The sequence below is a fragment of the Paenibacillus sp. EZ-K15 genome, from assembly GCF_002573715.1.
GTDB lineage: Bacteria > Bacillota > Bacilli > Paenibacillales > Paenibacillaceae > Paenibacillus_AQ.
Genome location: NZ_PDHM01000021.1, coordinates 546,000 through 570,060, shown reverse-complemented (window position 1 = coordinate 570,060; position 24,061 = coordinate 546,000). Strand labels below are relative to the sequence as shown.

Annotated in this window: 24 protein-coding genes and 1 pseudogene; 17 read left to right on the top strand and 8 right to left on the bottom strand. The window is 51.5% G+C overall.

The window, feature by feature from the left end; genetic code table 11:
• The 3 genes and pseudogenes from CRG97_RS33125 to ppnP form a co-directional block, all read left to right on the top strand.
• A pseudogene (locus tag CRG97_RS33125) lies at positions 1–387 on the top strand (hypothetical protein); the annotation flags it as partial.
• Positions 388–618: 231 nt separating this feature from the next.
• Complete coding sequence (gene tkt / locus CRG97_RS26660; RefSeq protein ID WP_098748663.1) at positions 619–2,640, top strand: transketolase; 2,022 nt, start codon at positions 619–621, stop codon at positions 2,638–2,640.
• Positions 2,641–2,738: 98 nt separating this feature from the next.
• Positions 2,739–3,056 carry a pyrimidine/purine nucleoside phosphorylase gene (gene ppnP / locus CRG97_RS26655; protein ID WP_098748662.1) on the top strand — a complete coding sequence of 106 codons (318 nt, stop codon included), beginning with the start codon at positions 2,739–2,741 and terminating at the stop codon, positions 3,054–3,056.
• Positions 3,057–3,187: 131 nt separating this feature from the next.
• Here the strand turns inward: ppnP and CRG97_RS26650 are convergent, their stop codons facing one another.
• Both CRG97_RS26650 and CRG97_RS26645 read right to left on the bottom strand, forming a co-directional pair.
• Complete coding sequence (locus CRG97_RS26650; RefSeq protein WP_098748661.1) at positions 3,188–4,114, bottom strand: copper amine oxidase N-terminal domain-containing protein; 927 nt, start codon at positions 4,112–4,114, stop codon at positions 3,188–3,190.
• A 166-nt stretch (positions 4,115–4,280) separates the two neighbouring features.
• Positions 4,281–5,177, bottom strand: coding sequence for an NAD(P)-dependent oxidoreductase (locus CRG97_RS26645; protein ID WP_098748660.1), 897 nt, complete (start codon positions 5,175–5,177; stop codon positions 4,281–4,283).
• A 197-nt stretch (positions 5,178–5,374) separates the two neighbouring features.
• Between CRG97_RS26645 and CRG97_RS26640 the strand changes: the two genes are divergently transcribed.
• The 3 genes from CRG97_RS26640 to CRG97_RS26630 all read left to right on the top strand — a co-directional run bounded on the left by CRG97_RS26640 (position 5,375) and on the right by CRG97_RS26630 (position 8,069).
• A complete protein-coding gene (locus CRG97_RS26640; protein WP_098748659.1) occupies positions 5,375–6,730 on the top strand; it encodes a glucose-6-phosphate isomerase in 1,356 nt (451 codons plus the stop codon).
• Positions 6,731–6,836: 106 nt separating this feature from the next.
• Entirely contained in the window at positions 6,837–7,469 is a 633-nt protein-coding gene (locus CRG97_RS26635; RefSeq protein WP_098748658.1) for a YigZ family protein, read from the top strand.
• Between the two features lie 6 nt (positions 7,470–7,475).
• A complete protein-coding gene (locus CRG97_RS26630; RefSeq protein ID WP_076324627.1) occupies positions 7,476–8,069 on the top strand; it encodes a TetR/AcrR family transcriptional regulator in 594 nt (197 codons plus the stop codon).
• Between the two features lie 180 nt (positions 8,070–8,249).
• Here CRG97_RS26630 and CRG97_RS26625 read toward each other — a convergent pair whose 3' ends face one another.
• Entirely contained in the window at positions 8,250–8,651 is a 402-nt protein-coding gene (locus tag CRG97_RS26625) for a secondary thiamine-phosphate synthase enzyme YjbQ (RefSeq protein ID WP_071222616.1), read from the bottom strand.
• Between the two features lie 299 nt (positions 8,652–8,950).
• Here CRG97_RS26625 and cysT point away from each other — a divergent pair, with 299 nt between their 5' ends.
• Genes cysT through CRG97_RS26605 form a run of 4 tightly spaced genes read left to right on the top strand, consistent with a single transcriptional unit; the run spans position 8,951 to position 12,720 of the window.
• Positions 8,951–9,766 carry a sulfate ABC transporter permease subunit CysT gene (cysT, locus tag CRG97_RS26620; protein ID WP_098748657.1) on the top strand — a complete coding sequence of 272 codons (816 nt, stop codon included), beginning with the start codon at positions 8,951–8,953 and terminating at the stop codon, positions 9,764–9,766.
• Positions 9,763–10,560 (top strand): sulfate ABC transporter permease subunit, encoded by a 798-nt coding sequence (locus CRG97_RS26615; protein WP_098748656.1) that lies wholly within the window; start codon positions 9,763–9,765, stop codon positions 10,558–10,560. The genes cysT and CRG97_RS26615 overlap by 4 nt, the downstream gene beginning before the upstream one ends.
• A 1-nt stretch (position 10,561) precedes the next feature.
• Positions 10,562–11,626 (top strand): sulfate/molybdate ABC transporter ATP-binding protein, encoded by a 1,065-nt coding sequence (locus CRG97_RS26610; RefSeq protein WP_098748655.1) that lies wholly within the window; start codon positions 10,562–10,564, stop codon positions 11,624–11,626.
• 35 nt (positions 11,627–11,661) lie between these two features.
• The gene (locus tag CRG97_RS26605; RefSeq protein WP_098748654.1) at positions 11,662–12,720 is read left to right on the top strand and encodes a sulfate ABC transporter substrate-binding protein; all 1,059 of its coding nucleotides are present in this window, start codon (positions 11,662–11,664) and stop codon (positions 12,718–12,720) included.
• Positions 12,721–12,943: 223 nt separating this feature from the next.
• On the opposite strand, the gene CRG97_RS26600 is transcribed toward CRG97_RS26605, so the two are convergent.
• Positions 12,944–13,510 (bottom strand): GNAT family N-acetyltransferase, encoded by a 567-nt coding sequence (locus tag CRG97_RS26600; RefSeq protein WP_098748653.1) that lies wholly within the window; start codon positions 13,508–13,510, stop codon positions 12,944–12,946.
• Between the two features lie 191 nt (positions 13,511–13,701).
• Between CRG97_RS26600 and CRG97_RS26595 the strand changes: the two genes are divergently transcribed.
• From CRG97_RS26595 to CRG97_RS26580, 4 genes are all read left to right on the top strand, one after another.
• Positions 13,702–14,982 carry a serpin family protein gene (locus CRG97_RS26595; RefSeq protein WP_098748652.1) on the top strand — a complete coding sequence of 427 codons (1,281 nt, stop codon included), beginning with the start codon at positions 13,702–13,704 and terminating at the stop codon, positions 14,980–14,982.
• A 112-nt stretch (positions 14,983–15,094) separates the two neighbouring features.
• On the top strand, positions 15,095–16,123 hold the full coding sequence (locus CRG97_RS26590; RefSeq protein ID WP_098748651.1) for a TIR domain-containing protein: 1,029 nt from the start codon (positions 15,095–15,097) through the stop codon (positions 16,121–16,123).
• A complete protein-coding gene (locus tag CRG97_RS26585) occupies positions 16,120–16,356 on the top strand; it encodes a hypothetical protein (protein WP_098748650.1) in 237 nt (78 codons plus the stop codon). Before CRG97_RS26590 ends, CRG97_RS26585 begins: the two co-directional genes overlap by 4 nt.
• Before the next feature lie 157 nt (positions 16,357–16,513).
• Entirely contained in the window at positions 16,514–17,293 is a 780-nt protein-coding gene (locus tag CRG97_RS26580) for an MBL fold metallo-hydrolase (protein ID WP_098748649.1), read from the top strand.
• 99 nt (positions 17,294–17,392) lie between these two features.
• On the opposite strand, the gene CRG97_RS26575 is transcribed toward CRG97_RS26580, so the two are convergent.
• Positions 17,393–17,803, bottom strand: coding sequence for a GNAT family protein (locus CRG97_RS26575; RefSeq protein WP_098748648.1), 411 nt, complete (start codon positions 17,801–17,803; stop codon positions 17,393–17,395).
• A 219-nt stretch (positions 17,804–18,022) separates the two neighbouring features.
• Here CRG97_RS26575 and CRG97_RS26570 point away from each other — a divergent pair, with 219 nt between their 5' ends.
• The gene (locus CRG97_RS26570; RefSeq protein ID WP_098748647.1) at positions 18,023–18,784 is read left to right on the top strand and encodes a TioE family transcriptional regulator; all 762 of its coding nucleotides are present in this window, start codon (positions 18,023–18,025) and stop codon (positions 18,782–18,784) included.
• A 131-nt stretch (positions 18,785–18,915) separates the two neighbouring features.
• Here the strand turns inward: CRG97_RS26570 and CRG97_RS26565 are convergent, their stop codons facing one another.
• Together CRG97_RS26565 and CRG97_RS26560 are read right to left on the bottom strand one after the other, a co-directional pair.
• Positions 18,916–19,722, bottom strand: a complete 807-nt coding sequence (locus CRG97_RS26565; protein ID WP_098748646.1) for a Cof-type HAD-IIB family hydrolase — start codon at positions 19,720–19,722, stop codon at positions 18,916–18,918.
• Between the two features lie 38 nt (positions 19,723–19,760).
• Positions 19,761–20,663 (bottom strand): DMT family transporter, encoded by a 903-nt coding sequence (locus tag CRG97_RS26560; protein ID WP_098748645.1) that lies wholly within the window; start codon positions 20,661–20,663, stop codon positions 19,761–19,763.
• Between the two features lie 284 nt (positions 20,664–20,947).
• On the opposite strand from CRG97_RS26560, the gene CRG97_RS26555 reads away from it, so the two are divergent.
• On the top strand, positions 20,948–21,661 hold the full coding sequence (locus tag CRG97_RS26555; protein ID WP_098748644.1) for a metal-dependent hydrolase: 714 nt from the start codon (positions 20,948–20,950) through the stop codon (positions 21,659–21,661).
• Positions 21,662–21,749: 88 nt separating this feature from the next.
• On the opposite strand, the gene lplA is transcribed toward CRG97_RS26555, so the two are convergent.
• Positions 21,750–22,751: a lipoate--protein ligase gene (gene lplA / locus CRG97_RS26550; RefSeq protein WP_098748643.1), complete on the bottom strand. Its 1,002-nt coding sequence runs from the start codon at positions 22,749–22,751 to the stop codon at positions 21,750–21,752.
• Positions 22,752–22,927: 176 nt separating this feature from the next.
• Between lplA and cobD the strand changes: the two genes are divergently transcribed.
• Positions 22,928–24,052 (top strand): threonine-phosphate decarboxylase CobD, encoded by a 1,125-nt coding sequence (cobD, locus tag CRG97_RS26545; RefSeq protein ID WP_098748642.1) that lies wholly within the window; start codon positions 22,928–22,930, stop codon positions 24,050–24,052.
• The last annotated feature ends 9 nt before the right edge of the window (positions 24,053–24,061 follow it).

Below are 24,061 nucleotides of genomic sequence, written 5' to 3'. Positions count from 1 at the left end.
GGGCCGCAAGGCCCCGCCGGAGGCGCGCGATTCGCAGCGGGCGGATGCCCCGCTGCGGGAAGAGCGGCCGGCCCAGGCGAAGCCGGCCGCAAGCCAGGGCGCGCGCCAAGGAAGCGCGCCCCCGCCGCCTCCCCCGCCGCCGCAGGCGCAGGGGGATGGCAGCGGCCGGCCCGGGGAGAACGGGCCGGCTCCGGAAGGAGGCTCCTCCATGGATCGCCTCCTCAAAGCCAAAAAACGCGGCACGCGCTGATGTGCCGCCTCACGCTTCGGCCTAAGCTGTCTAATGTGCAGCTTAGGCCGAAGATTTTTCATTTGTCGAGTGAAGTAACTTTTTCCATACCGCCGAAGTCCATAAAATCGTTTAACGGATGTCGAATCGGGTTATAACCGGACTATTAAGGGAAATAATGCAAGGGGGATGTCGCTCTCCCTGACGGCCTTTACACAACTTTGACAATTACGTTATGGAAATGAAAGACGTGTGGTGATACAATAAGAGTCAAAATGATATTCTCAACATTCCTAACTGCTCTGATACCATATGGATTGGGGCTGGAGGGACGTAAGAAGCCTTCATTTTCGAAGCTTACTATGGAAAAGATTTGAGGAGGACGAATCATGACAACTGAACATAACCAAACGATCGACAACCTGTCCATCGCAACGATCCGGACATTGGCGATCGACGCGATCGAAAAAGCCAACTCCGGTCATCCGGGCATGCCGATGGGGTCTGCACCTATGGGCTACCAACTGTTCGCGAAGACGATGAACCATAACCCGGACCAGCCGGCGTGGATTAACCGCGACCGTTTTGTCTTGTCTGCAGGCCATGGCTCCATGCTGCTCTACAGTCTGCTTCACCTGAGCGGTTATGACTTGTCCATTGAGGATCTGAAGCAGTTCCGTCAATGGGGAAGCAAAACCCCGGGTCACCCGGAATTCGGCCACACGGCCGGCGTTGATGCAACGACAGGTCCGCTTGGACAAGGCGTGGCTATGGCTGTAGGTATGGCAATGGCTGAAGCTCATTTGGGCGCGACTTACAATAAAGACAGCTTCAATGTGGTTGATCACTATACGTATGCGATTTGCGGCGACGGTGACATGATGGAGGGCGTGGCTTCCGAGGCAGCTTCCCTGGCAGGTCATTTGAAGCTTGGCAAATTGATCATGTTGTACGATTCCAACGATATCTCCCTCGACGGCGAGCTCAGCCTGGCATTCTCCGAGAACGTAGCGAAGCGTTTTGATGCTTATGGCTGGCAAGTGCTGCGCGTAGAAGACGGTAACGATTTGCCTGCGATCGAGAAAGCGATCGAGGAAGCGAAAGCCGATACGAACCGTCCGACGCTGATCGAAGTGAAGACCGTCATTGGTTACGGCAGCCCGAACAAACAAGGTAAAGGCGGTCATGGCGGTACGCACGGTTCTCCGCTTGGAGCTGATGAAGCGAAGCTGACCAAGGATTTCTATAATTGGGTATATGAAGAGGACTTCTATGTGCCTGAGGAAGTGCGCGAGCATTTTGGCAAAGTGAAAGAGCGCGGTATTGCGGCTTATCAAGCTTGGGTTGATCAATTTGCGAAATACAAAGAGGCTTACCCTGAGCTGGCAGCGCAATTCGAGCGCGGCGAATCCGGCGAACTGGCTTCAGGATGGGACAAAGACCTTCCGAAATACAGCGCGGATGACAAAGCGGTTTCCACTCGCGTGGCTTCCGGTAAAGCGCTGAACGGGTTGACTGCAGGCGTACCGCAGCTGCTCGGCGGATCGGCTGACCTGGAAAGCTCCACGATGACTCACTTGAACGACCTGGCCTCTTTCACAGCGAACAGCTACGAAGGCCGTAACGTGTACTATGGTGTTCGTGAATTCGCAATGGCTGGTGCCATGAACGGTATCGCTCTCCATGGCGGACTGAAGATTTTCGGCGGTACGTTCTTCGTATTTACGGATTATCTGCGTCCGGCTGTACGTTTGGCTGCGATCATGAAGCTGCCGGTTACGTATGTGCTGACTCATGACAGCATCGCTGTCGGTGAAGACGGCCCTACGCATGAACCGATTGAACAATTGGCCTCCCTGCGCATTATTCCAGGCCTGACGGTGATCCGTCCTGCTGATGCCAACGAAACTTCCGCGGCATGGGCTTATGCGGTTGAGAACACCGACCGTCCGGTAGCTTTGGTGTTGACACGTCAGAATCTGCCGATTCTTCCAGGCACGGTGGATCATGCACGTGAAGGCATCAAACGCGGCGCTTATGTTGTTGCCGATGCGAAGGATGGCAACGTGCAAGCTCAAATCATTGCAACGGGTTCTGAGGTTCAGCTTGCCGTTAAAGCGCAGGCAGCATTGGCTGAAGAAGGCATCGCTGTACGCGTCATCAGCATGCCGAGCTGGGATTTGTTCGACAGTCAGGATCAGGCATACAAAGATTCCGTGCTGCTTCCTGACGTAAAAGCCCGTCTGGCTATTGAAATGGCTCATCCGTTCGGATGGGAGCGTTATGTCGGAGATAAAGGCGACATCCTGGGCATCAACACATTTGGTGCTTCGGCTCCTGGCGACCGTGTCATTGCCGAGTACGGATTTACCGTTGAGAACGTGGTTAGCCGCGTAAAAGGCTTGCTCTAATCCAACGGATCTAACTCCATATTGATTTTCCGGCACCCGCATCATGCGGGTGCCGTCCATATATCAAGCCATAGATGTTGGAGGAGGAGAGTTTGTCGATGTCACAATTTAAGAATGCTACCGTTACAAAGGCAGCCAACGTTTACTATGAGGGGAAGGTAACCAGCCGCGCGGTGTTGCTGGACAGTGGCGAGAAGGTAACGCTCGGCATCATGCTTCCGGGAAGCTATGAATTCGGAACGGATGGCCCTGAGATTATGGAAATTTTGTCGGGCGATTTGCGTGTCCTGCTGCCCGGTGAGCAGGAGTGGTTAGAGATTCAAGGGTCCGCGACCTTTAACGTTCCGGGTAATTCAAGCTTTAAGCTGGAAATCCGCACCGTTACGGATTATTGCTGCTCTTATCCGACCATGTAGTAGGTTAAGCGCTGCACGTGATGTTGTGTCCGTAAATACACAACAAAAAGGCTCAAAGCCGTTGGCTTTGAACCCTTATTGTCAATGCCGGATATCAACGCATGCGGTTCACGGTGGTTGTTATAATGGACTCATTCCTCCGGAATCGTCACGATCTCGCCTTTGTAGCCTGGTGAGTGGTTATCAAGCTCTACGTACCCTTTGCCCCATTCCTTGCCGCGGTCGAGCAGTCGGTAGCTGGTGACGCCGGAAGGATAACGGAATGCGAATTCGGCTACAGTCCAGTTCCTGGCATCCGGCTGCTTACCGATCTCTGCTTGAATCGGGGGCAGGAAGAACAGGTTCTGATTCGCAGCCGCTTTGGCGGAGTAGTCCAACTTGCCTTGCCATTTCAAATATTTGACGCCACCCTGGATCTCGTAATATTCGGCGATGTCGTTATCGACCAGGAAGAAGCGATCGGATTTGCCTTTTGGAAAATAATAATCCACGCCCTGCATTTCTACAGGGAGCATTTCCAGCTCAGGTTTCTGCAGTTGGGATGAATAAGGCAGCTTGGCTGCAGCATTCCGGGCGGTAGCCAGATCGGAGCTCTTTAAGTCAGCGAGCATAGCGGCATCTGCTTTATTGATATAAGCCGTCTTTAGAGAACCATTCCAGTGGATGTCGGCATCAAAAGCTTGGGCTACGGCCCTCAGGGGAATCATGGTCTTGCCTTTATGGAGCAGCGGGGCTGCAGGCAGCTTCTTCTGAACTCCGTTCACTTCCATGCTCGTGCTTCCCGCCGTGAGAATCACCGTTCGGTGGTCACCCTGAATCGTCACCTGTTTCTTGCTGTTGTCGTACTTCATGACGTAGTTACCCAGAGGTTTAAGATCGGTTAGGGTAACAAAGGTGGAGCCCTGCTTAATCAGCACTTCACCGCCCGCGGTCACATTGTTAATCGAAGCGGTTGGTTTGGCTGCGGCAGAAGCCGGTGATACAGCTGTTACAGAAGATAGTACAGTGGTTAATAGGGCAGCGGCTGTCACTGCTTTTAAACCTTTGGTCCAATTCATGTTGTATTTCCTCCCTTCGCATAGTAGACGAAATGAAATGCAAAAAGTTTCTTCTTGGAAGGAAAAATCATGAAAAGACCAAAAAAATGGCTCCTTCCTCCTGGTCCGGATGATCCGGAACCAGTATAAAGGAGCCAGTGTAAGGCAAAGCATGGTTTAGCTGGTATTATGGCTGCTGTTCGCCGATTTTCTGGCCGATCCAGGCTTCATAACATTTCACGACAGCAGAAAGATCTTCTTCGCCATAGCCTTCGCTGGCACCGGTTTGAAACAGGCTCTTCGCCAGATTCAGCATAGGGGAAGGCATTCCGATGCCATCGGTGAGTGAAGAGGCCAGCTTAAGGTCCTTGAGCATGAGCGCAAGCGAGAACTGGTTGCTGAAATCGCCCTCGATGATTTTGCGTCCCTTCAGCTCTGCCGCTTTGCTGCCAGCTGATCCCAGCTGCACGAGCTCCAGGAAGTTGTCAGCGGGAATGCCTGACTTCGCGGCAATGGCGAAGCCTTCGGCAAGCGCCAGATTGTTAATGCCCACAATGGTATTATGCGCAAGCTTCGCGACAGCGCCGCTTCCGTTAGGTCCCATGTGGATGACTTTTTTGCCCAGGGTGTCAAATACGTCCGCATGAGCTTCGATGACCGCGGCATCGCCGCCAACCATGAAGACCAAGGTTCCATCAATCGCTGCAGGCTTGCTGCCGGTTACCGGGGCATCCAGGAAGGAAGCGCCGAGACCGGATACGGCGGAAGCCATTTCCTTGACAAGGCTCTCGGAGATCGTACTGCAGTCAATGACGGTCATCCCGCTCTTCAGGGAGCCAAGCAGACCGTTCTCTCCATAGAATACATCGCGGATGGATTGGTCGTTGCTTACCATCGTAATAACAAGATCTTGTCCTTCAGCCGCTTCACGAGGCGTCTCCGCAATGGAGGCTCCCTGTTCGGCGAGCGGACGGCATTTTTCGTGGGTGCGGTTATACACGGTCACATCGTAATCCTGCTTTAGCAGATTGGAGGCCATGGGAGCGCCCATGGTGCCCAGTCCGATAAACCCGATTTTTTTCATAGCTATATCACCTTCGATTATGGATTCCTGATCCACTCTATCTTAGCATGGGTTCCCGAAACGAAGCCAGCGTTTGTGAGGAATGGAAGCGGTAAGGAGATCCGCGCATGAAGAATAGATGACAGTTGGCCCGTGAAACTTGCGGTCGTTATTAAATTAAAGTATCCTATTTCTAAATTCACAGGAGGTTTTAAGGCATGTCTAAAAAAATCAAGTTTGATTACAGTAAAGCACTGACTTTTGTCAATCAGCACGAAGTTGATTACTTCGCTGAGCCGATCCGCACAGCTCATGAACAGTTACATAACGGTACGGGAGCCGGCTCCGATTATCTGGGCTGGATCGACCTGCCGACGCAGTATGATAAAGAAGAATTCTCGCGCATCCAGAAAGCGGCTGCCAAAATCCAAAGCGATTCGGACGTTCTGATCGTTATCGGAATCGGTGGCTCCTACCTCGGGGCACGCGCGGCCATCGAAATGCTCTCGCATTCGTTCTATAATGAGCTGTCGAAGGACCAGCGCAAGACACCGGAAATCTATTTTGCGGGTAACAACATCAGCTCCACTTATGTGACCCACCTGCTTCAATTGATTGAAGGCAAAGACTTCTCCGTCAACGTCATCTCCAAATCCGGCACAACGACGGAGCCGGCTATCGCATTCCGTATTTTCCGTGCGGAACTGGAGAAGAAATACGGCAAGGAAGAAGCTCGCAAACGTATTTACGCTACGACAGATCAAGCGAAGGGCGCCCTCAAGAAGCTGGCTTCCGAGGAAGGCTACGAGTCCTTTATCATCCCTGACGATGTGGGCGGACGTTATTCCGTGCTGACAGCGGTGGGTCTGCTTCCGATTGCTACGGCAGGCATCAACATTGAAGAAATGATGCAAGGCGCGGCTGACGCATCCAAGGAATACAGCAGCCCGAACGTAGCCGAGAACGAGGCATACCAATATGCGGCGGTTCGTAACGCGCTTTACCGTAAAGGCAAAGGCATCGAGATCCTCGTGAACTACGAGCCTTCCCTGCATTTTGTATCCGAATGGTGGAAGCAGCTTTACGGCGAGAGCGAAGGTAAGGATTACAAGGGGATCTACCCGGCATCCGTCGATTTCTCTACCGATCTGCACTCCATGGGTCAATTCATCCAGGAAGGCAGCCGCAACATTTTCGAGACGGTCATTCAGGTTGAGAACGTATCCGAGCATATTACGATTGAATCGGATCCGGATGATCTGGACGGATTGAACTTCCTGACCGGGAAAACATTGGATTTTGTCAACAAAAAGGCCTTCCAAGGCACCATGCTGGCCCATACAGACGGACAAGTTCCGAATTTGATTGTGACAATTCCAGATTTCACTCCCTATTCGTTCGGATATCTGGTATACTTTTTCGAAAAGGCCTGCGGTATCAGCGGCTATCTGTTGGGTGTCAACCCGTTTGACCAACCGGGCGTAGAGGCGTACAAGAAAAATATGTTCGCATTGCTCGGCAAACCTGGGTATGAGAAAGAGAAGGCCGAATTGGAAGCTAGACTTTCCGAATAACCTGACACTTTCATTAGATTAGACGTAAGACGCTGAAGGAAGCAGTCCGCTGGCATATCATTGCCGTGGACTGCTTTCTTGGCAATATAGAGGTGGTTGTAGTTTCATGCTGGATCGTTACAAAACGGTACGTCAGACGGGCTCCAAAGAGATTGTCATCAAGAAATCGCGTTTCATCGGGCATGTAATGCCGGTTGAAACCGAAGAGGAAGCCGTCGCTTTTATTGAAGAGATCAAGAAAAAACATTGGAATGCTACCCATAATTGTTCTGCTTATATGATCGGAGAGCGGGATGAGATTCAGAAGCAATCGGATGACGGGGAACCGAGCGGAACGGCGGGTAAGCCGATTCTCGAGGTGATCCGCAATCAGGGGCGGAAGAATGTAGCCATTGTGGTCACGCGTTATTTTGGCGGCATTATGCTGGGTGCGGGCGGATTGGTCCGGGCGTACACCGACGGAGCCGTGGCTGCGATTGAGTCAGGCGAACCGATTACAAGGGTTCTGCACCGGGAGATTTTCGTGGAGCTGGATTATACCTGGCTGGGTAAGGTGGAGAACGAGCTTCGTAACCGGGGCGTTCGTATGGGAGAGACAAACTTTGCCGACACGGTGACCTTGACCTGCTTGCCGCTCGATGGTGATGCGGAGAGCTTTATGACTTGGATGGTGGATTTGACACAGGGGCAGTCCTTGATCACAGAGGGAGAGCGGCTTTATTTTATTGAAGGGGAATAAAATAATATGGCAAGAAGAGCAGTAGAACGCGAGTTGTCGAGAGAGCGGATACTGGAAGCAGCCAGGCATTTGTTCATAACCAAAGGATACAGGGCCATATCGATGCGAAGCATCGGGCAGCATCTGGGTTATAGCCATGGCTCCTTGTATTATCATTTTAAGGAAAAGGCGGAGCTTTTCTACGCCATTGTCATGAAGGACTTTAATGATCTAAATGATTTGCTGTTGGAAATCTCGGGAAAGCCTCCCTGTGACGGGGTATCGAAGCTGGAGCAGCTGATGCTGGAGTTCGTTCGTTTCGGTCTGGATAATCCTTACCAATACGAAATCATGTTCATGATTCGGGACGAAGAGCTGCTGTCCTACTGTCGCTCTGAGCAGGGACGCTGTTTTGAAATGTTTGCTATGCTGGTCCGTCAGTATTTGCTTGAGGAGAATTACAGTGAGGAAGAACGGCGAACCGTTCCGCTGACTTTGTTTTTGTCGCTGCATGGATTTATATCGTATTATATTCAGGACAGAATTGGTTTTGATGAGATTAAACCAGCCGCTCTTACCCATATCAAAGTGTTATGCCGGAGTCTGTACAGCAGGGTCTGATTTTGAAATGTTGCCAAGACGTGTAGTTTGATACTTCAATCCGTTACAACGATCTAGCGTTGAAACGTCAATCACCTAATGAATAAAACACAGACAGGTCCACGCCCCCTAGCATGTGCCTGTCTGCTTTTTGTGTTGTTATACATGTGCTGGCGTCAACATAAAATCTTATTTAAGGGATCATCCTTCCATGATCTTCACATGATATTGGCGCTGCCTCGGACCATCAAATTCACAGAAATAAATGCCCTGCCAACGTCCGAGAAGCAGGTGCCCGTTCTGAATGATCACGGTCTGTGAAGGACCGCAGGTGATCGATTTCAGGTGGGAAGCGGTGTTGCCCTCCGCATGGCGATACTTGGGATGATTCCATGGATAGACTTCATCCAGCGACATCAGGACGTCCCGTTTCACATCAGGATCCGCATTCTCATTGATGGCAATCCCCGCCGTCGTATGCGGACAATAGATCAGCACCGTTCCCTGCTGGACCCCGCTTTGTTTCACGTAGGAGTGGATCTCCCTTGTAATATCCCTCATCTCATCGCGGCCTTGCGTATCTAATTCGCCGGTATACAGCATGTACAATACCTCCTCATTTTTTAAGAGATAAGAAAGTATAAACATCCGAGGCTTAGCATCCTTATCTCGCAAGAAAAACTTCCGCTAAATGCGGTCTGTCTACTGAGAAAGTACGTCGATAGACGTTTTTCTTACCATTTCTATTATTTTACCCGATAAAGTGCAAAAGATGGATTGACGATGGGATCCGGCTTTTGGTAAAGTATGTGTAAAGAAAACCAAGTATACAAATAGGAAATATAAAGATGGTTTGTGAAAGTGTCGACCGGGATGCCATCCGGAGGCGGGAGGGATACGATATGACAACATGGATTCGTCATAAAGGTTGGACTTGGGGTTTTCGAAGTACCGTGCTGCTTTATTTTCTTGCCTTGATCGTACTGCCGATCTTTGGGGTATATGTGCAATCATTCTCTGCAGGATGGAGTCATTTTACGGAGAGCATTATGGATCCGATAGCGTGGAAGGCTGTGCTGCTTACCATCAAGCTGGGCGTCATCTCTACTTTCATCAACGTGCTTATCGGAACGATGATTGCATGGGTGCTCATACGTTATAAGTTTCCGGGAAGGACGCTGCTGAACAGTCTGGTCGACCTGCCTTTTGCGCTGCCGACAGCCGTAGGCGGTCTGATGATATTGCTGCTGCTGGGCCCCGGGAGCTTCCTTGGTGGCATGGCAGAGAAATTGGGTTTTGAAATTGTGTTCCACCAGCCCGCGATTGTGATAGCGATGATGTTTGTCACGTTTCCGTTTGTCATCCGGGCGGTTCAGCCGCTGCTGGAGGAGCTCGACCCGCTGGAGGAAGAAGCGGCATATACGATGGGAGCTTCCAGGACGAGAACCTTTTTTAAAGTCATCCTGCCGTCGATGCTCCCAGGGATTATAAGCGGAGGCATGCTGGCATTCTCAAGAGCATTGGCCGAATTCGGGGCCGTTGTCTTGGTGGCCGGCAACATTCCGGGAAGAACGCTGATTGCATCGGTTTTTATTTTTGGTGAGGTCGAGAGCGATAATCCTGCGGGGGCAGCTGCCGTATCTATTCTGCTCCTTACCCTCTCTTTCATCATCCTCTGGGTGATCAATGTCGTACAGCAGAGGGGGAGACGAGCTTGAGACGTCTGTGGATCGGACTTACGTACGCCGTATTTATCATTCTGCTAATCATCCCCCTGTCCCGAATTGCGATCGGTGCGTTTGATAAAGGTCTGAATGGGTTTGCCGAAGGTCTGTTCAGGCCGGAAGCCTTGCATGCCCTGATGATGACGGGTCTTATTGTGGTATTCGTTACGTTCTTTAATACGTTATTTGGCATCATGATGGCGTTGTACCTAGTACGGGCGAATTGGCTGAGCCGCAAGATCAAAGGCATTCTGAACAGCATTGTCGATCTGCCTTATGCGGTATCGCCGGTCATTGGCGGTTTAATGATTGTACTGCTGCTCGGACCCGACAGCATCATGGGCGGTTTTTTTGAAGGGATCGGGTTTAAGGTGGTGTATGCTTTCCCGGGCATGGTGATCGCGACACTCTTCGTCACGTTTCCGCTCATGGTTCGCGAGGTCATGCCTGTCCTGCAGGAAATTGGGAATGATCAGGAACAAGCGGCAGCGACGCTAGGGGCTTACGGATGGACAACGTTCCGGAAAGTAACATGGCCTTCCATCCGATGGGCTGTCGTATATGGCCTGGTGCTCACGGTAGCCCGTTCATTGGGCGAGTTCGGTGCAGTGCTGGTGGTGTCCGGTAATATCATGAACAAAACTCAGACGGCGACGACGCTTGTATACCAGGATGTGGAGAATTTTAACGTGGCTGCGGCGAATGGCGTCGCATTGGTATTGGCTGCCTTCTCGGTAGGACTCTTGCTGCTGATGGAATGGGCCAAAAAAAGAAAGGATGTGCATTGATATGCATGTGGAAGTTCGCGATCTGAACAAGCATTTCGGTACGTTTCATGCCGTTAAGGATGTCAGCTTCGAGATTGAGAAGGGACATCTGATTGGACTTCTGGGGCCCAGCGGAGGCGGTAAAACCTCCATCCTGCGCATGCTGGCGGGGCTCGAGAATCCGGACTCCGGGCAAATCTCCTTTCATGGTCAAGTGGTCAATGATCTGCCGCCGCAGGAGCGCGGAATCGGCTTTGTGTTCCAGAACTATGCCTTGTTTAAGCATATGACCGTATTTGATAACATCGCTTTCGGCTTGAAAGTGAAGAAGACTCCCAAGGCCATAATCAAGGACCGGGTGATGGAATTGGTGGAGCTGACCGGTTTAACAGGTTTTGAGAGCCGCTATCCGCACCAGTTATCCGGTGGACAGCGTCAGCGTGTAGCCTTTGCCAGAGCGCTGGCGCCCGAACCGCAGCTGCTCTTATTGGATGAGCCGTTCGCTGCCATCGATGCCAAGATCCGTCAGGAGCTGCGCTCCTGGCTTCGCGAGCTGATCGAGCGGGTCGGCATTACGTCGATTTTTGTTACGCATGACCAGGATGAGGCAATTGAAGTCGCGGACGAAATTATGATTATTAATCAGGGGCGCGTTGAGCAGAAGGGAACGCCTTGGGATATTTACAAGGAGCCGAAGACGCCGTTCGTTGCTTCGTTCATAGGCGAATCCACCGTGATTTCGAGCGCAGCCGAGCTGAAGGGATTTGAGGCAGCGTCTAACAAGAATGCGACGCGTGCGCTGATTCGCCCGGAATATATCGAGATTGGAAGCAAGCATGATTTCAGCGTGCTGTCCGCAACGGAGGCGGGGATCGTCCGTCATCTGCATTTCCGCGGCAGCGAATGGCTGGTGGAGGTAGAGGTTAAGGGACATAAGCTGATCACCTACCGTTCGCTGGAGAAGGAAACGCTGTATCCGGGTCAAGAGGTCCGCGTCCTTGTTCACCGGGCTTATCTCTTTAATGAAGAGCACAGCTGGATCGAGGAGAATCGATTGAAGGTCGACCCAATGCCAATTATGATCTGATGATTCTAAATATCCGAAGGGAAGTGGATTCATTCATGCGGATCTTGAATATGAAACGTACCTCATTCCTGCTGGTTGGCATGGCCCTTCTCTTCAGTTTTGTTATGGCAGGATGCGCGAGTGACCCGCCCGATAGCGAACAAGTGATAACCCCAACCGGAGAGAGAACGATCGTTCTGGGCGCTTATAGCGTGGCCAGAGATGCCCTGTCCGAGATCATCCCTGCTTTTCAAGCGCAGTGGAAGGAACAGACGGGAGAAACGATTCGGTTTCAGGAATCCTACGAGGCTTCCGGAACACAAGCTCGTGCCATCACGGGCGGATTTGAGGCCGACGTAACGCTGCTTGCCATGGAAGGGGATGTCGACAAGCTGGTCAGGGAAGGGCTTGTGGACCCGGAATGGAAATCCCAGCCGTATAACGGCATGGTGACGCGATCGATTGTCGTTCTTGGCACGCGCGAGGGAAATCCGAAAGGGATACGGGATTTCGACGATCTGACCCGATCGGACGTCAAGGTGCTGTATCCGAATCCGAAGACCTCGGGCGGCGCCCAGTGGGATATTAACGCGATCTACGGCGCGGGGCTGAAACAATCGGAAGAGAACGGAAAGCGCGATCCTGCCGAAGCGAAAGCTTTCCTTGAAGCGGTTCACCGCAATGTGGAGTCGCTCGATAAAAGCGGGCGGGCTTCCATGGCGGCTTTTGAATACGGGGTCGGAGATGTGATCGTAACTTATGAGAACGAGCTGCTTGCCCGGATTGCCCAAGGCGTCCAGTATGATATCGTTGTGCCACAGCATACGATGCTGATCGAGAATCCGGCTGCAGTCGTCGAACGTTTCGCTGAAAAGCACGGCACTCAGGATGTATCGGCCGCTTTTGTGGAGTACTTGCGCACGCCGGAGGCGCAGAGCATCTTCGTGAAATATGGGTTCCGTCCGGTTGAAGAATCGGTGTTTGAACAGACGAAGGATCGGTTTTTCAACCCGCCGGGGCTATTTGATATCGAGTATCTGGGTGGATGGGATGAGGTGCGCGAGACGCTGTATTCCAAGCGTGGAGTCTGGTATCAGGTACTGGCAGGGCTATGATGCTTGATGGCAAACGGAGCGATTGGATGGGTTCATGAGGGATAGTTGTGTGTGGGTTGCGTTTCGTAATGACCTGCCAATCAAAAAAAAGATAAAGCGAGCTGTCCAGGATCTCCTGACCGGCTCGCTTTATTGGTATTTATAGAACATTAGCAATCGTCTGAATAACGCCTCATGCGCTGCAAATATTCCACGTATACGAATTGCGCAGTACAATCTGGCCCTACACGCGGGCATTCTGCGCTTCCCATTCTTCTCGCAGAATGCCCATACGAATGGAATCGTAGTAGACGCCCTCGTAATATCGGCACTTCCGCATGCGGCCTTCAAGCTGCATGCCAACCTTCTCCGCGCAGCGCATCATTCTCGGATTGCCGGACCAGGTGATGATACCGACACGGGCAATGGTGAGATTTTGGAAGAGGCATTCAATCCACAGCGACAGTGCTTCCGTACCGTATCCACCGCTCCAATGGCTCGAATCGTAAATCAGGATTCCGGCTTCCAGCCAGCGTGAGGCTTCATGCTCCCAATAAAACGTGACGATGCCAATCGTCTTTCCCTCGGCTTCGATGAGCAGGTCATTCGGAAATTGATCGGTTTCGAAGTCGGCGTTCCACTGCGTTTCAAAAATTTCAAAGGAAATCTGCTTAAGCGGGAAATAAGGAGCGTCGTATTTTTTCCATTCCGGATTCTCGGTGCCATAGATCAAATTATATAAAACAGGGGTATCCTCGGGTTTTCTGGATCTTAGCGTAACTTTGCTGCCTTCAAGACGAATTTTTTGCATATGTAGAAGCTCCTTTCGCTCTGTATTCTGTATATGCCTTAAGTACGGTGCGAGTTCTCTACATTGTAACGGTGATGAAGTTGATTGCCAACTAAATTTGGATAAATGATCCTTTATATGAAACATTAGGTGGTGCCATTCCGTCAATAGCCAGATAGACAAAGAATCTGACATTGAAGGGGGACAAGGTTATGCGAAAAAGAAAGGTACTCACAGGCCTATGCTTGCTTATGGGGCTTACCGCTTGCGCTCAGGGCAGCGAGATCCAGTCAGGGGAACCGCAAGCAATTGTGCATAAGCAGCCCAAAGTGAAGGAGTTGTCGGCTCAGGAACGCAAAGAGGTGTTGACCAAGATTGATACCGGCATGGTGGAAGCGCAGAATGATTTTGGCTTACGCTTGCATCAAGCGTTATCGAATAGCCCTGAGTACAAGAGCGGTAATCTGATTATTTCTCCTTACAGCATTACGCAAGCTTTGGCACTTGCTTATAACGGGACAGCCGGCGATACGGCGGCCGAGATGTCCGATATGCTTGGCTGGAAGGGCATGAATGATGCGGATATCAACGAAGGCAACCGCCAGCTGCGTTCCTTGCTGGAGAACGGGGGAGGCGTCGTGTTGAATGTGGCGAATTCCGTGTGGCACCAGCAGGGCCTTGAGATGAAGAAGGCCTATGTGGAGGCCGTAAAGGACGGTTATGGCGTGGAGGTCAGGGAGACGGATCTTAAGCAGGATGAAGCAATGAATGCGATTAACCAGTGGGTGAACGACAAGACCAGCGGCAAGATCCCAACGATTTATGATGAGCCGCCAGGCGGCGTTGCGGTCCTGATCAATGCCATTTATTTCAAGGGGGGATGGATGGATGAATTTGATCCGGCGAATACCATTGATGAAGAATTCACGCTTTCTGACGGCACCACGCAAAAAGTTCCGATGATGAAGCGGGAAGGACAATACAGTTACAAAGAAGGGGAATCCTGGCAGGCCATTCGCATTCCGTATGGGGACGGCCGAATGTACATGCTGGTTATCCTGCCGAAGGAATCCTCATCCATAGATGAGCTGCAGCAGCAGCTGTGGAAGGAAGCCTCCGTCTGGAAAGACGATTACTCGTATGAGACGGTTCGGCTCGGTCTGCCCAAGTTCAAGGCGGAGCAGAGCTTCGAGCTTCCGGATGCACTCAAAGATCTGGGCATGGTCAAAGCGTTCGACGCCGCCGAGGCTGATTTTAGCGAAATGGCAGTGGGTGGTGAGAAATTTTGGATTGACAAGGTAAAACACAAAACGGTGGTGGATGTCAGCGAAAAGGGCACGGTGGCCGCAGCGATTACAGCGGTCGGGATCGTGTCAGGTGCTTCGCCGCCTGCCGATCCGATCGTCATGAATGTCGACCGCCCTTTTTTCTTTGCGATTGAAGATCGGGACACGGGTGCATGGTTATTTATGGGGTCTGTTTTGAGACCTTAGCATATACTGTACCAACATGCGCCTGCCATAATTTTCACCCAAAAATAGGCAACTTTGTTATAATGGTCGAATAAGACTAAAATGTATAACAAAGGGAGAATAGGATGTGCCTATGACCATACCGAAGCCGAATTTATTCATAGGTTCTTCCAGAGAGGCCATCAAGTATGCACGGGCGATCCACGAACAGATCAAACGATCCGCTCAAGTGACACCTTGGTACGGCGGGACGTTCGGGGCTAACATGTATACGATGGAAGCTTTGGAGAAGCAGCTGGCGTCCAGTGATTTTGGTGTGTTCGTCTTTTCTCCGGATGATGTGGCCCTCATTCGAGGCAAACATGTATTTGTTACCCGCGATAACACGTTGTTCGAAATGGGGCTGTATTGGGGAAGGCTCGGGCGACGAAGGGTGTACTGCATCATCCCGGATCAAGTGGAGGCAGACAGCAGTTCCGTTCAAGACGTTATCGTTAAGGATTACCATCTACTCTCCGACCTGCAGGGCATAACGCTGCTCGAATACGAACTGCGAAGCGATGACGATTACAAATCGGCCGTCGATGTCGCTTGCGGGCATATTCTGAGTGCGATCGAAACCGAAGGGTTCTATAACAACCCGAGCATCGTGATTGAGCAGAAGGATGCGGAGCTGAAGCGCAAGCAAAGCGTGCTGCATTTTTTCTGGGAATATAACCGAAATGTGCATGTGATTGATGAAGCGGAAAAATATCATGCACTGAGTGAAGCCGTCCGAAACTCCTTGCTCCCGCCGACTGCAGGGGATTTCAGGGTGACCGGCGCCGCCTTTTGGGGACGAAGAGATGAAGGCATTGCCCAAATTGGGGGTAATGTAGGTAGAGGACGGTATTTCCCGTTCGATGGGAAAAAGGAACAATCGCCAAGCAACCAGTCGATTTACGTGATGGATGTCTATAATAGTGGAAAATGGGCATTTTATCACGAAGAGGAAGTTGCGCAGGTGTATGTGTTCTGCTATCCTTTAGGTGTAAATCATGTATTGTCCGTGCATTTTACGGGACATGAGGTTCTTACGGATGAAGATCTCGCGGAGGTTGTAGAACAGAATCGTGAGCTGCTTCGTACCATCAGGCATTTAGTTGGAGGGGATTCGTCGTGAGCAGGAATGAGAAGAAGAGAACGTCAGGTCATCCGCAGGGGTCCGCCAATGGCAGCAGCTGGGTGGTTCGGGGACCCGTACCGATGATGAGTACGCTGAAAACCCGGAAGCGCTCGGTCAGACGCTCAAGCAAGAGCAGTGTATATGTTGGTCCTTCCGTGGAAGGTGTAGATAAGAAATACGTCAAGGTCATCAGCGGAGCTGTTGACGATAATAAGCCCTCATTTGCTTAATGAATTGCTATGATACCGTATCGTTAGGCAGGAATGACGAAAGACCGTTCGGGATGATCCGGGCGGTCTTTGTTTTTTCTTCTTGCGCTTATACAATATAGGGACAAGGTTTGCGTAACCAAGAACGAATCTGATAAACACAAATGGGGGATGTCATGTGAGCGGGGATACATTAACTTTTTTGGGAACGGGAGATGCCATGGGCGTTCCGCGGGTATATTGCGATTGCGAGGTATGCACGGAAGCCCGGAATACGGCAATCAATCGGCGTTTTCGCTCTTCCGTGATGGTGGAATGCGATGAAACGTCCTTCATGATCGACTGCGGCCCGGATTGGCGCTCTATGATGGAGGGGCTGGGAAAGCGGAAGATGAACGATATGCTGATTACGCACGCCCACTTTGATCATATCGGCGGACTTCCGGAATGGAGCGATGCTTGCAGAAGGCTGAGGGAGAGAGGAAGGTTATACGCCCCTGCCGATGTGCTGGAGAAGATTGTGCGCCAGTATCCATGGCTTCCGCGCCAGATGGAGATGACGCCAGTCGATGATGGATTTTCACTGGGCGGCTGGGATATTTCCTGCTGGAAGGTAAACCATGGACAGAACGGATACTCTTATGCATATCGGTTTCAGAAGGACGGGTACGTCTGGGTATACAATTCCGACTCGATTAATCTGAGCCCTGCGGAAAAGGAACCGCTGAATGGCGTGGATTTGCTGGTGCTGGGAACGAGCTTTGTTCATGAAACCGCCAAATTCGAGACGCGCTCCGTCTATGACATGAAGGAAGCGGCAGAGCTGCTCATCGAGGTGAAGCCTCGCCAAACGGTATATACCCATATGTCTCACGACGTCGACGTTCGGAATGAGCTGCCTCTTCCGGAGGGAGTCCGTGTGGCGATGGCGGGGATGACAGTAAAGCTGAGCAAATGAAGAAAATTATGAGTTCTTGTGACTAGGAGTGCAAAAATGTAGCGGAAGCGATTTCGCAGCCCAGTGGGATGCTTTACACAGGTTTGAGGCACCGCTCTCTTACACAGACCTGGCCATGCCGTATCGATCAGGGTACAGCAGCTTGAAACCGGCCTGTTGGTACAGCTTGATTCCGGGCGCGTCCGTGATGACAGTGACCTCGGCTCCGCTTGGCGCTATTTTTTCCAGACGGGAGAGCAGCTCGGACACGATCATCTCTTCAACCCCCTGATCAAGGTGAGAGGCCGCAACCATAATATCCACCAGTTGAAAATAGAAAGCGCCGTCGCCTACGACCCTTCCCATCCCGATCAGCCGGTCATTGCCGTCTCTGGCCAGAAGGGACAGCAAGCTGCGGTTTAGCGCCGTTTCTATGGCCGCAATCTCAACCTCAGGCAGTCCTGCATCTACTCTTAGATCCATGTATTCTTGATTCTGTGGAACATCCTCGGTTATGTGCACGTTCATCATAATCACTCTCCCGCTGTTAAGATAAGTTCAACTTGCCTCTACACCACTCAATATACAACATTGATGCAAGTGAGAAGCTACCTTGTAGCGAATCCAACCAAGTATAGTATGTCATCCAACAGACCTTCCCATAGCACTTTAATGTTTTAATTTAAGGTTTGCCAATGGCTTGCGATTCTGGTAAAGTAGGTTCTCAATCGTCATTGGGGAGGGAAGCGCATGCATTACTACAAGCCGAAAGATATCGCCAAAGAGCTGCAAATCAGCACGAGTGCTTTAAGGCATTATGAATCTTGGGGAGTGGTCCCCCCTCCTGCCCGGAACGAGAACGGCTACCGTTTATACACGCAAATGCATATGGCCTACTTCCGTTGTCTGCGCGCCATGTTTCCCGGGTTCGGTTACGCAGTTACTTACGATGTGATTCGCCACATTCAAAAGAGGGAGATGGATGAAGCACTCTGGCTCGTGAATGGGGAGCAGGTCAAACTGTTGCAGGAGAAAAACATTGCGGACGAAACGCTTGCCTTGCTCGAGAATCCTGATCTTAATATCATCAAGGATAAAAAGCTCAAAGCCCATATGACGATCGGCGAGGTCGCCGAGCTGACTAACGTGGAATCGTCCGCCATCCGTCACTGGGAGAAGGAAGGCTTGATCACCCCGGATCGAAACCCCGAGAATGGATATCGGCTGTACACCCCGTCGCAAGTCAGGCAGATTTTGCTGATTCGCTCGCTAAGGCGGACCGTATATTACTTGGAGAGTATCAAGGAGATTATTCAGGCCGTGGAGCATCAGAGCATTGAGCAGGCTCAAAAAATGGTTCGCGAAGCGTTATCCGTCATTCATCAACGGAATCTGCAGCAATTCAACGGCATTCATAAATTGATGGAGCTGTGCATGGAGGTAGGCCTGCTGGAGTTCAACGATGCGGCACTTCTGAAGCCGATTCTAACATTTAACCCGGACCGGGAATGATGAATAAGGAGCGGAACTTTTGCCCCCAGGTGATCGGTTAGGGAACGCACTGGCTGCGTTTTTTATGGACATGAACAAGCCCCCATGGATATCATGGAGGCTTGTTTGTGCAGATCTATTTTTCACATATATTAATCTTGGTTGAGCACGAATTTATCAATAACATGTTTCACGCCGTCCTCGTTATTCCCGAGCGTAACGTAATCGGCAATCGCTTTAAGCGGCTCGATTGCATTGCCCATGGCGACGCCAAGACCGGCGGCTTCCAGCATCTCGTGATCGTTCCAGGAATCACCGACAGCGATGGTTTCCTTGAGATCGCAGCCGAAATGATCGGCAAGGAAGGTGAGGGCATGTCCCTTCGTGCCTTCCTTATGCATGAACTCCAGAAAATGCGGTTTGGATTTGGTAATATGCATATCATCGCCCAGCAGCTCACGGAATACAGGGATCAGTTCATCCAGATAGTCCGGATCGTCAATGATGAGCATTTTCGGAGTTGGTTTCTTAACCATCTTCATAAAATCAGGCTCGATATAATACGGCGTCCGGTTCAGGGCGCAATAATCAATCAGCTTCTGATTCTCTTCACGGGCATACAGTTTGTCATCGATGTAGGTTTGCAGATGGAGATTGTGTTCTACGCAGTATTCAAACAGCTTCACGGCTGCATCAACGGGTACGAAGCGTTCGTAGAGAACCTTCTCGTCGAGCAGATTTTTAATCAAAGCACCCTGGTAGGTGATAATGGGAACATTGAGTCCGGTTTGACGCGCAATAGCCTGAGCCGACGCATAGGCACGTCCGGTTGCCAGGGTCACAACGACACCGTGGGCTACGGCTTGCTCAAGCGCCTGCTGGACGCCGGGGGTTACTTCTTTATCGTCATTGATCAGGGTGTCGTCAATGTCGATCGCCATCAATTTGTAAGTTGTCATGGGTATCTCTCCTTTTGTTTCTGTCTCTGTCTTTAACTCTATTGTACCTTCTGTGGCGCAGACTTCAATTCCGCGATCACCATTCCGGCCAAAATACATAGACAACCGATGCTTCCGATGAGCGTAAGCCGCTCTCCCGCAAACAGGATTCCGGTCAGCGCGGCGAATACCGGCTCCGTTGCATAGATGATGGCCACCCTGGATGGCGTCGTATATTTTTGACAGACGGTTTGGATCCAGAAGGCGAATGCGCTGGTAGGTCCGATGGATATAGCCAGCGCCCACAGCACGTTCGGCTGGGTCAGCTTCTCCATCAGGTCGGACACATTGCCGACATGCTCGGTCAGTGCAGATGCCGCTAAGCTAAATACCCCCACGACAGCCATCTGGAGCGCCGCCAGCAGCAAAGCAGGGTATCGACCGGCATAAACGCCCGTATAACCTATATGGAGCGCAAAACCGATGGCGCAGACGAGTACAAGCAAATCCCCTTGATTCAGGCTCATACCGGATCCGGTGAAGGTAAGCAGATACAGCCCTGCCACCGCAAGCAAGGCACTGATCCAGGTGAATCTGGAGATGGAGTGCTTTAACAGGGCATAGGATATAAAAGGGACCAGCACGACGGACAAGCCGGTAATGAAGCCTGTATTGGACGTGGTCGTGTGCAAAAGACCCGCGGTTTGAAAGGCATACCCTATAAATAAAAAAAGACCTAGCAGGCAAGCATGCAGCAGCATTTTTCCGGATATTAGCTTCCACTGGCTCCGGTAAAAGAGGGTAATGATCAATGCAAGGAGCAGGGCCGCTCCCAAAAAACGGACCGAATTGAAGGCCATCGGCGGGAGCACGCGGACCGCATGCTGAACGATGAGGAACGTAGATCCCCACATCATGGCCACCAGAAGCAGGCTGAGATCGGCAATTCGTGAGCGATTCACTCGGTAGTCATCCTTTCTTGAAGATGTGAAACTCCTGATGAGATTCCCGTGCATTCGTCCCCGGTCGTAACCTTGGGCAAGTGATCAAATTGTATCCCATATCAGAGAATCGGACAACCATTTTTAAGCCTAACCCAAGTGGAAGGGGTAGACAAAAAGAGGATGATTTTGCTATACTTATGAACCGAACGTATATTCTCATGACCCTGGGCTATTGGACGTGAAGACCGGCAACTCCATCGATCCCATAGTCAGCATTGAGCTTAGAAAGGAAGATTGTCATCATGATGGGCAGAGCTCATTTGATTATTAGCACAGGGGTTACGTTATCCGTTATGGGCATGAGCGAAGTGCCTGTCACGTTGCCGGCTGCCGCAGTGGCTTTGGTTAGCGCACTGCTTCCCGACATCGACGAGCCCAACTCCCTGCTGGTCCGCAAAGCCATTCCTTCCGGGCTGCTGCGAATCCTCCAGCTAGCGATGATCGGCGCAGCCATCTTCGTTGTTTTCTACGGCAAGGAGTATGCCCCATGGAACATCGCCCTGGCCGGGCTGATCGGGGTTGTTTCGTACCTGCCAAGCCGGACCCTGCGCCATATCGTCATGTTCCTGATCGGTCTCGGACTGATCTCCTTCGGGCAGGGCTTCAGCCCATGGAACACAATCGCAGGCAGCGTGCTCATTGCAGGCTCCTTGGTGACCCACCGGGGGTTAACCCATACCGTCTATGCCGCTGCCGGATGGACGGGCCTGCTGTATTTTGCATCGCAGGGTAAGATCGGCGGGGAAAGCTTATGGTTTGCTGGCGGTTTATCCTACTCCATCCATTTGCTTGCAGATGCATTAACCAATCGCGGGATCCGTCCGCTTCCTCCGTTCAAATGGAGAATTAAACTGAAAATCATGAGCACCGGAAGCAAATGGGGACGCACGGTAGAGAATGCATGTATCGTGTTAACACTGGTCCTAGTTTGGTATGTGTTTATGGCCTCTTCTTGATCCGAGGTATATCTGTTTGAAATGAAAAAGCCTCCCACCCTTATGCATGCAGCATACGGGCGGGAGGCTTATTTAATACGAGCCGGCTCTATTCCTCAAGGAAAATCAAGCCGATCAGATCGTCGAGCTCAAGGTTGCCGAAGTAATGCTTGACGTTGATTCCGGATAGCGCCGTGCGCACCGCAGTTTCTTCATACCGTTTGCCCCGAAGCAGGTTCTCGATATCAGCGACATCGCCGACGCCGAAGAAGTCGCCGTAAATCTTGATCTCTCCGATATGTCCTTCACGGATGTCCATGCGGATATCAATAATGCCCACCGGGAACTTCTTGGCATGTTTCACATTGCTTTCAGGGGAGAGTCCATAGTTCCAATCCCAATTCTGGTAGCGTTCTTTTGAAATCTGGTTGATGATCTCCCAGTCCTTCTCTTGAAGGACATATTGCGGTACTTGATCCGGCTCCATACCGAAAATCGAGCGAAGCAGCTCGGCGCGGAACTGTTCAATGGTCATCTCCGTACCAAGCAGCTCCTTAATGTTCGCCACGCGGCTGCGGACGGATTTGGTGCTCTTGGATTTGAATTTTTCCGGATTGGCATTCAGCGAGGCTTGTACATCATCCAGGTTTAGGTCAAACATGAGCGTGCCGTGGCTGAACATGCGTCCCCGCGTCGAGAACTGTGCGTTCCCCGAAATTTTCTTCTCGCCGACCTGCAGGTCATTCCGGCCGCTCAGCTCGGCTGGTACACCCATCTTTTGCAGGAAGTCGATGACCGGCTGCGTGAACTTCAGGAAGTTGTGGAAGGACTGGCCGTCATCCTTCGTAATGAAGCTGAAATTCAGGTTGCCGAGATCATGGTATACGGCCCCGCCCCCGGACAACCGGCGTACAACCTGAATGTTGTTGTCACGAACGTATTCCTGGTTGATCTCTTCGATCGTATTCTGATGCTTTCCGATAATAATGGAAGGCTTGTTGATATAAAAGAGAAGGTAGCTCTCGTCCATGGACAAGTGCTTCAAGGCATATTCTTCAATCGCTAGATTAATGGATGGATCGTGGATCCCCTGATTATCGATAAATAGCATAGTATCCTCCGTCGTCACAATTCAAAATGTGGTGCTTCCAGACTATTGTAAACCAATTTTAAGACAGAGACAAAGCATTCCATGTTGACGAGTCAGGGACGGTAGCGACATAATGATGGCATTACATAACGGCAGGACTTGCAAAGAGTCCAGGGCATGGAACAGGAGGAGCCCTTATGAACGACAAAAAACAACCCTTGATCGAGGTGTACGGTCATGGAGGGGACGTGGAGACGGCCGCTGCCGCATACGGAAGGAAAGCCTCGGCTTTCCTGGATTACAGCGCCAATATTAACCCGCTCGGGCCTCCGCAAGGGGTTATTACGGCCTTACAAGAGGGAATGAGTGCGGTCATTCGTTATCCGGATCCGGGGCACCGCAAGTTCAAGGAGCTGCTCGCAGCGGAGTTAGGCACCGAACCGCGGGGAATCCTTGTCGGCAATGGGGCGGCAGAGTGCATGGCGCTGTTGTTGATGGGGCTATCGCCAAGGACTGTGGGCGTGGTTGACCCGTGTTTTTCCGAATACCGGGAATTGTCCTTAAAATTTGGTTCGGACATTCGCTCCGTGTGCGGACATCCGGAGAGGGACTGGCGCGCAGATAAGGCGGATGTGATGGAGCTGATAGCTTGCACGGATCTCGTGTTTTTGGGACAGCCCAACAATCCGAACGGAGTTCAGTACAGCCTTGAGGATATCCGCGAAATAGCGGCATGCGCAGAGCAAGAAGGGACCTGGCTGGTGCTGGATGAAGCCTTTATCGACTTTATTCCGCTGGAAGACAGACAGACCCTGATGCCAGAGCTTCATGACTATCCTCGAACCGTGATTGTCAGATCGATGACCAAGTTTTATGCGATTCCGGGTCTGCGGCTCGGGTATACGGTCGCGCATCCCGATGTGATACGCAAGATGGCAGGCAAGCAGGTCACGTGGAGTGTCAATGGACTGGCGCTGCTTGCGGGCGAGGCTTGTCTTGGCAGCGGCAGGGACTACGAGCAGAATACGCTGCAATTAATTCGCGCAGAGCGCGGGAAGCTCATACATGGTTTACGAGCGCTGGGGCTGGACGTTACGCCGGGCGAGGCTAATTTTCTACTCATGGAGCTTCCGCGGCCATGGCGTGCCGAGATGTTTCAGTCGGAGATGGGCAGACGCGGCGTGCTTGTCCGCAGCTGCGCCATGTACCCGGGCCTTGGTGAGCGTCATATCCGGCTAGCCGTTAAACATGGCGCAGATAACGACAGGCTGCTTGCCATTATGGCGGAGGTGCTTGGCATTTCTTCTGAAGACGCAACTTAAGGGTATTAA

What these genes read in the sequence shown, in the direction of transcription:
- CRG97_RS26575 (WP_098748648.1), bottom strand. Translation starts at nt 17,803, where the DNA reads ATGATGAACGTGCACATAACCGAGGATGTTCCACAGAATCAAGAATAC.
- CRG97_RS26600 (WP_098748653.1), bottom strand. Translation starts at nt 13,510, where the DNA reads ATGCAAAAAATTCGTCTTGAAGGCAGCAAAGTTACGCTAAGATCCAGA.
- CRG97_RS26625 (WP_071222616.1), bottom strand. Translation starts at nt 8,651, where the DNA reads ATGCTGTATACCGGCGAATTAGATACGCAAGGCCGCGATGAGATGAGG.
- CRG97_RS26640 (WP_098748659.1), top strand. Translation starts at nt 5,375, where the DNA reads ATGTCTAAAAAAATCAAGTTTGATTACAGTAAAGCACTGACTTTTGTC.
- CRG97_RS26610 (WP_098748655.1), top strand. Translation starts at nt 10,562, where the DNA reads ATGCATGTGGAAGTTCGCGATCTGAACAAGCATTTCGGTACGTTTCAT.
- CRG97_RS26555 (WP_098748644.1), top strand. Translation starts at nt 20,948, where the DNA reads ATGATGGGCAGAGCTCATTTGATTATTAGCACAGGGGTTACGTTATCC.
- CRG97_RS26645 (WP_098748660.1), bottom strand. Translation starts at nt 5,177, where the DNA reads ATGAAAAAAATCGGGTTTATCGGACTGGGCACCATGGGCGCTCCCATG.
- cysT (WP_098748657.1), top strand. Translation starts at nt 8,951, where the DNA reads ATGACAACATGGATTCGTCATAAAGGTTGGACTTGGGGTTTTCGAAGT.
- CRG97_RS26590 (WP_098748651.1), top strand. Translation starts at nt 15,095, where the DNA reads ATGACCATACCGAAGCCGAATTTATTCATAGGTTCTTCCAGAGAGGCC.
- cobD (WP_098748642.1), top strand. Translation starts at nt 22,928, where the DNA reads ATGAACGACAAAAAACAACCCTTGATCGAGGTGTACGGTCATGGAGGG.
- CRG97_RS26605 (WP_098748654.1), top strand. Translation starts at nt 11,662, where the DNA reads ATGCGGATCTTGAATATGAAACGTACCTCATTCCTGCTGGTTGGCATG.
- ppnP (WP_098748662.1), top strand. Translation starts at nt 2,739, where the DNA reads ATGTCACAATTTAAGAATGCTACCGTTACAAAGGCAGCCAACGTTTAC.
- lplA (WP_098748643.1), bottom strand. Translation starts at nt 22,751, where the DNA reads ATGCTATTTATCGATAATCAGGGGATCCACGATCCATCCATTAATCTA.
- tkt (WP_098748663.1), top strand. Translation starts at nt 619, where the DNA reads ATGACAACTGAACATAACCAAACGATCGACAACCTGTCCATCGCAACG.
- CRG97_RS26630 (WP_076324627.1), top strand. Translation starts at nt 7,476, where the DNA reads ATGGCAAGAAGAGCAGTAGAACGCGAGTTGTCGAGAGAGCGGATACTG.
- CRG97_RS26650 (WP_098748661.1), bottom strand. Translation starts at nt 4,114, where the DNA reads ATGAATTGGACCAAAGGTTTAAAAGCAGTGACAGCCGCTGCCCTATTA.
- CRG97_RS26635 (WP_098748658.1), top strand. Translation starts at nt 6,837, where the DNA reads ATGCTGGATCGTTACAAAACGGTACGTCAGACGGGCTCCAAAGAGATT.
- CRG97_RS26595 (WP_098748652.1), top strand. Translation starts at nt 13,702, where the DNA reads ATGCGAAAAAGAAAGGTACTCACAGGCCTATGCTTGCTTATGGGGCTT.
- CRG97_RS26565 (WP_098748646.1), bottom strand. Translation starts at nt 19,722, where the DNA reads ATGACAACTTACAAATTGATGGCGATCGACATTGACGACACCCTGATC.
- CRG97_RS26570 (WP_098748647.1), top strand. Translation starts at nt 18,023, where the DNA reads ATGCATTACTACAAGCCGAAAGATATCGCCAAAGAGCTGCAAATCAGC.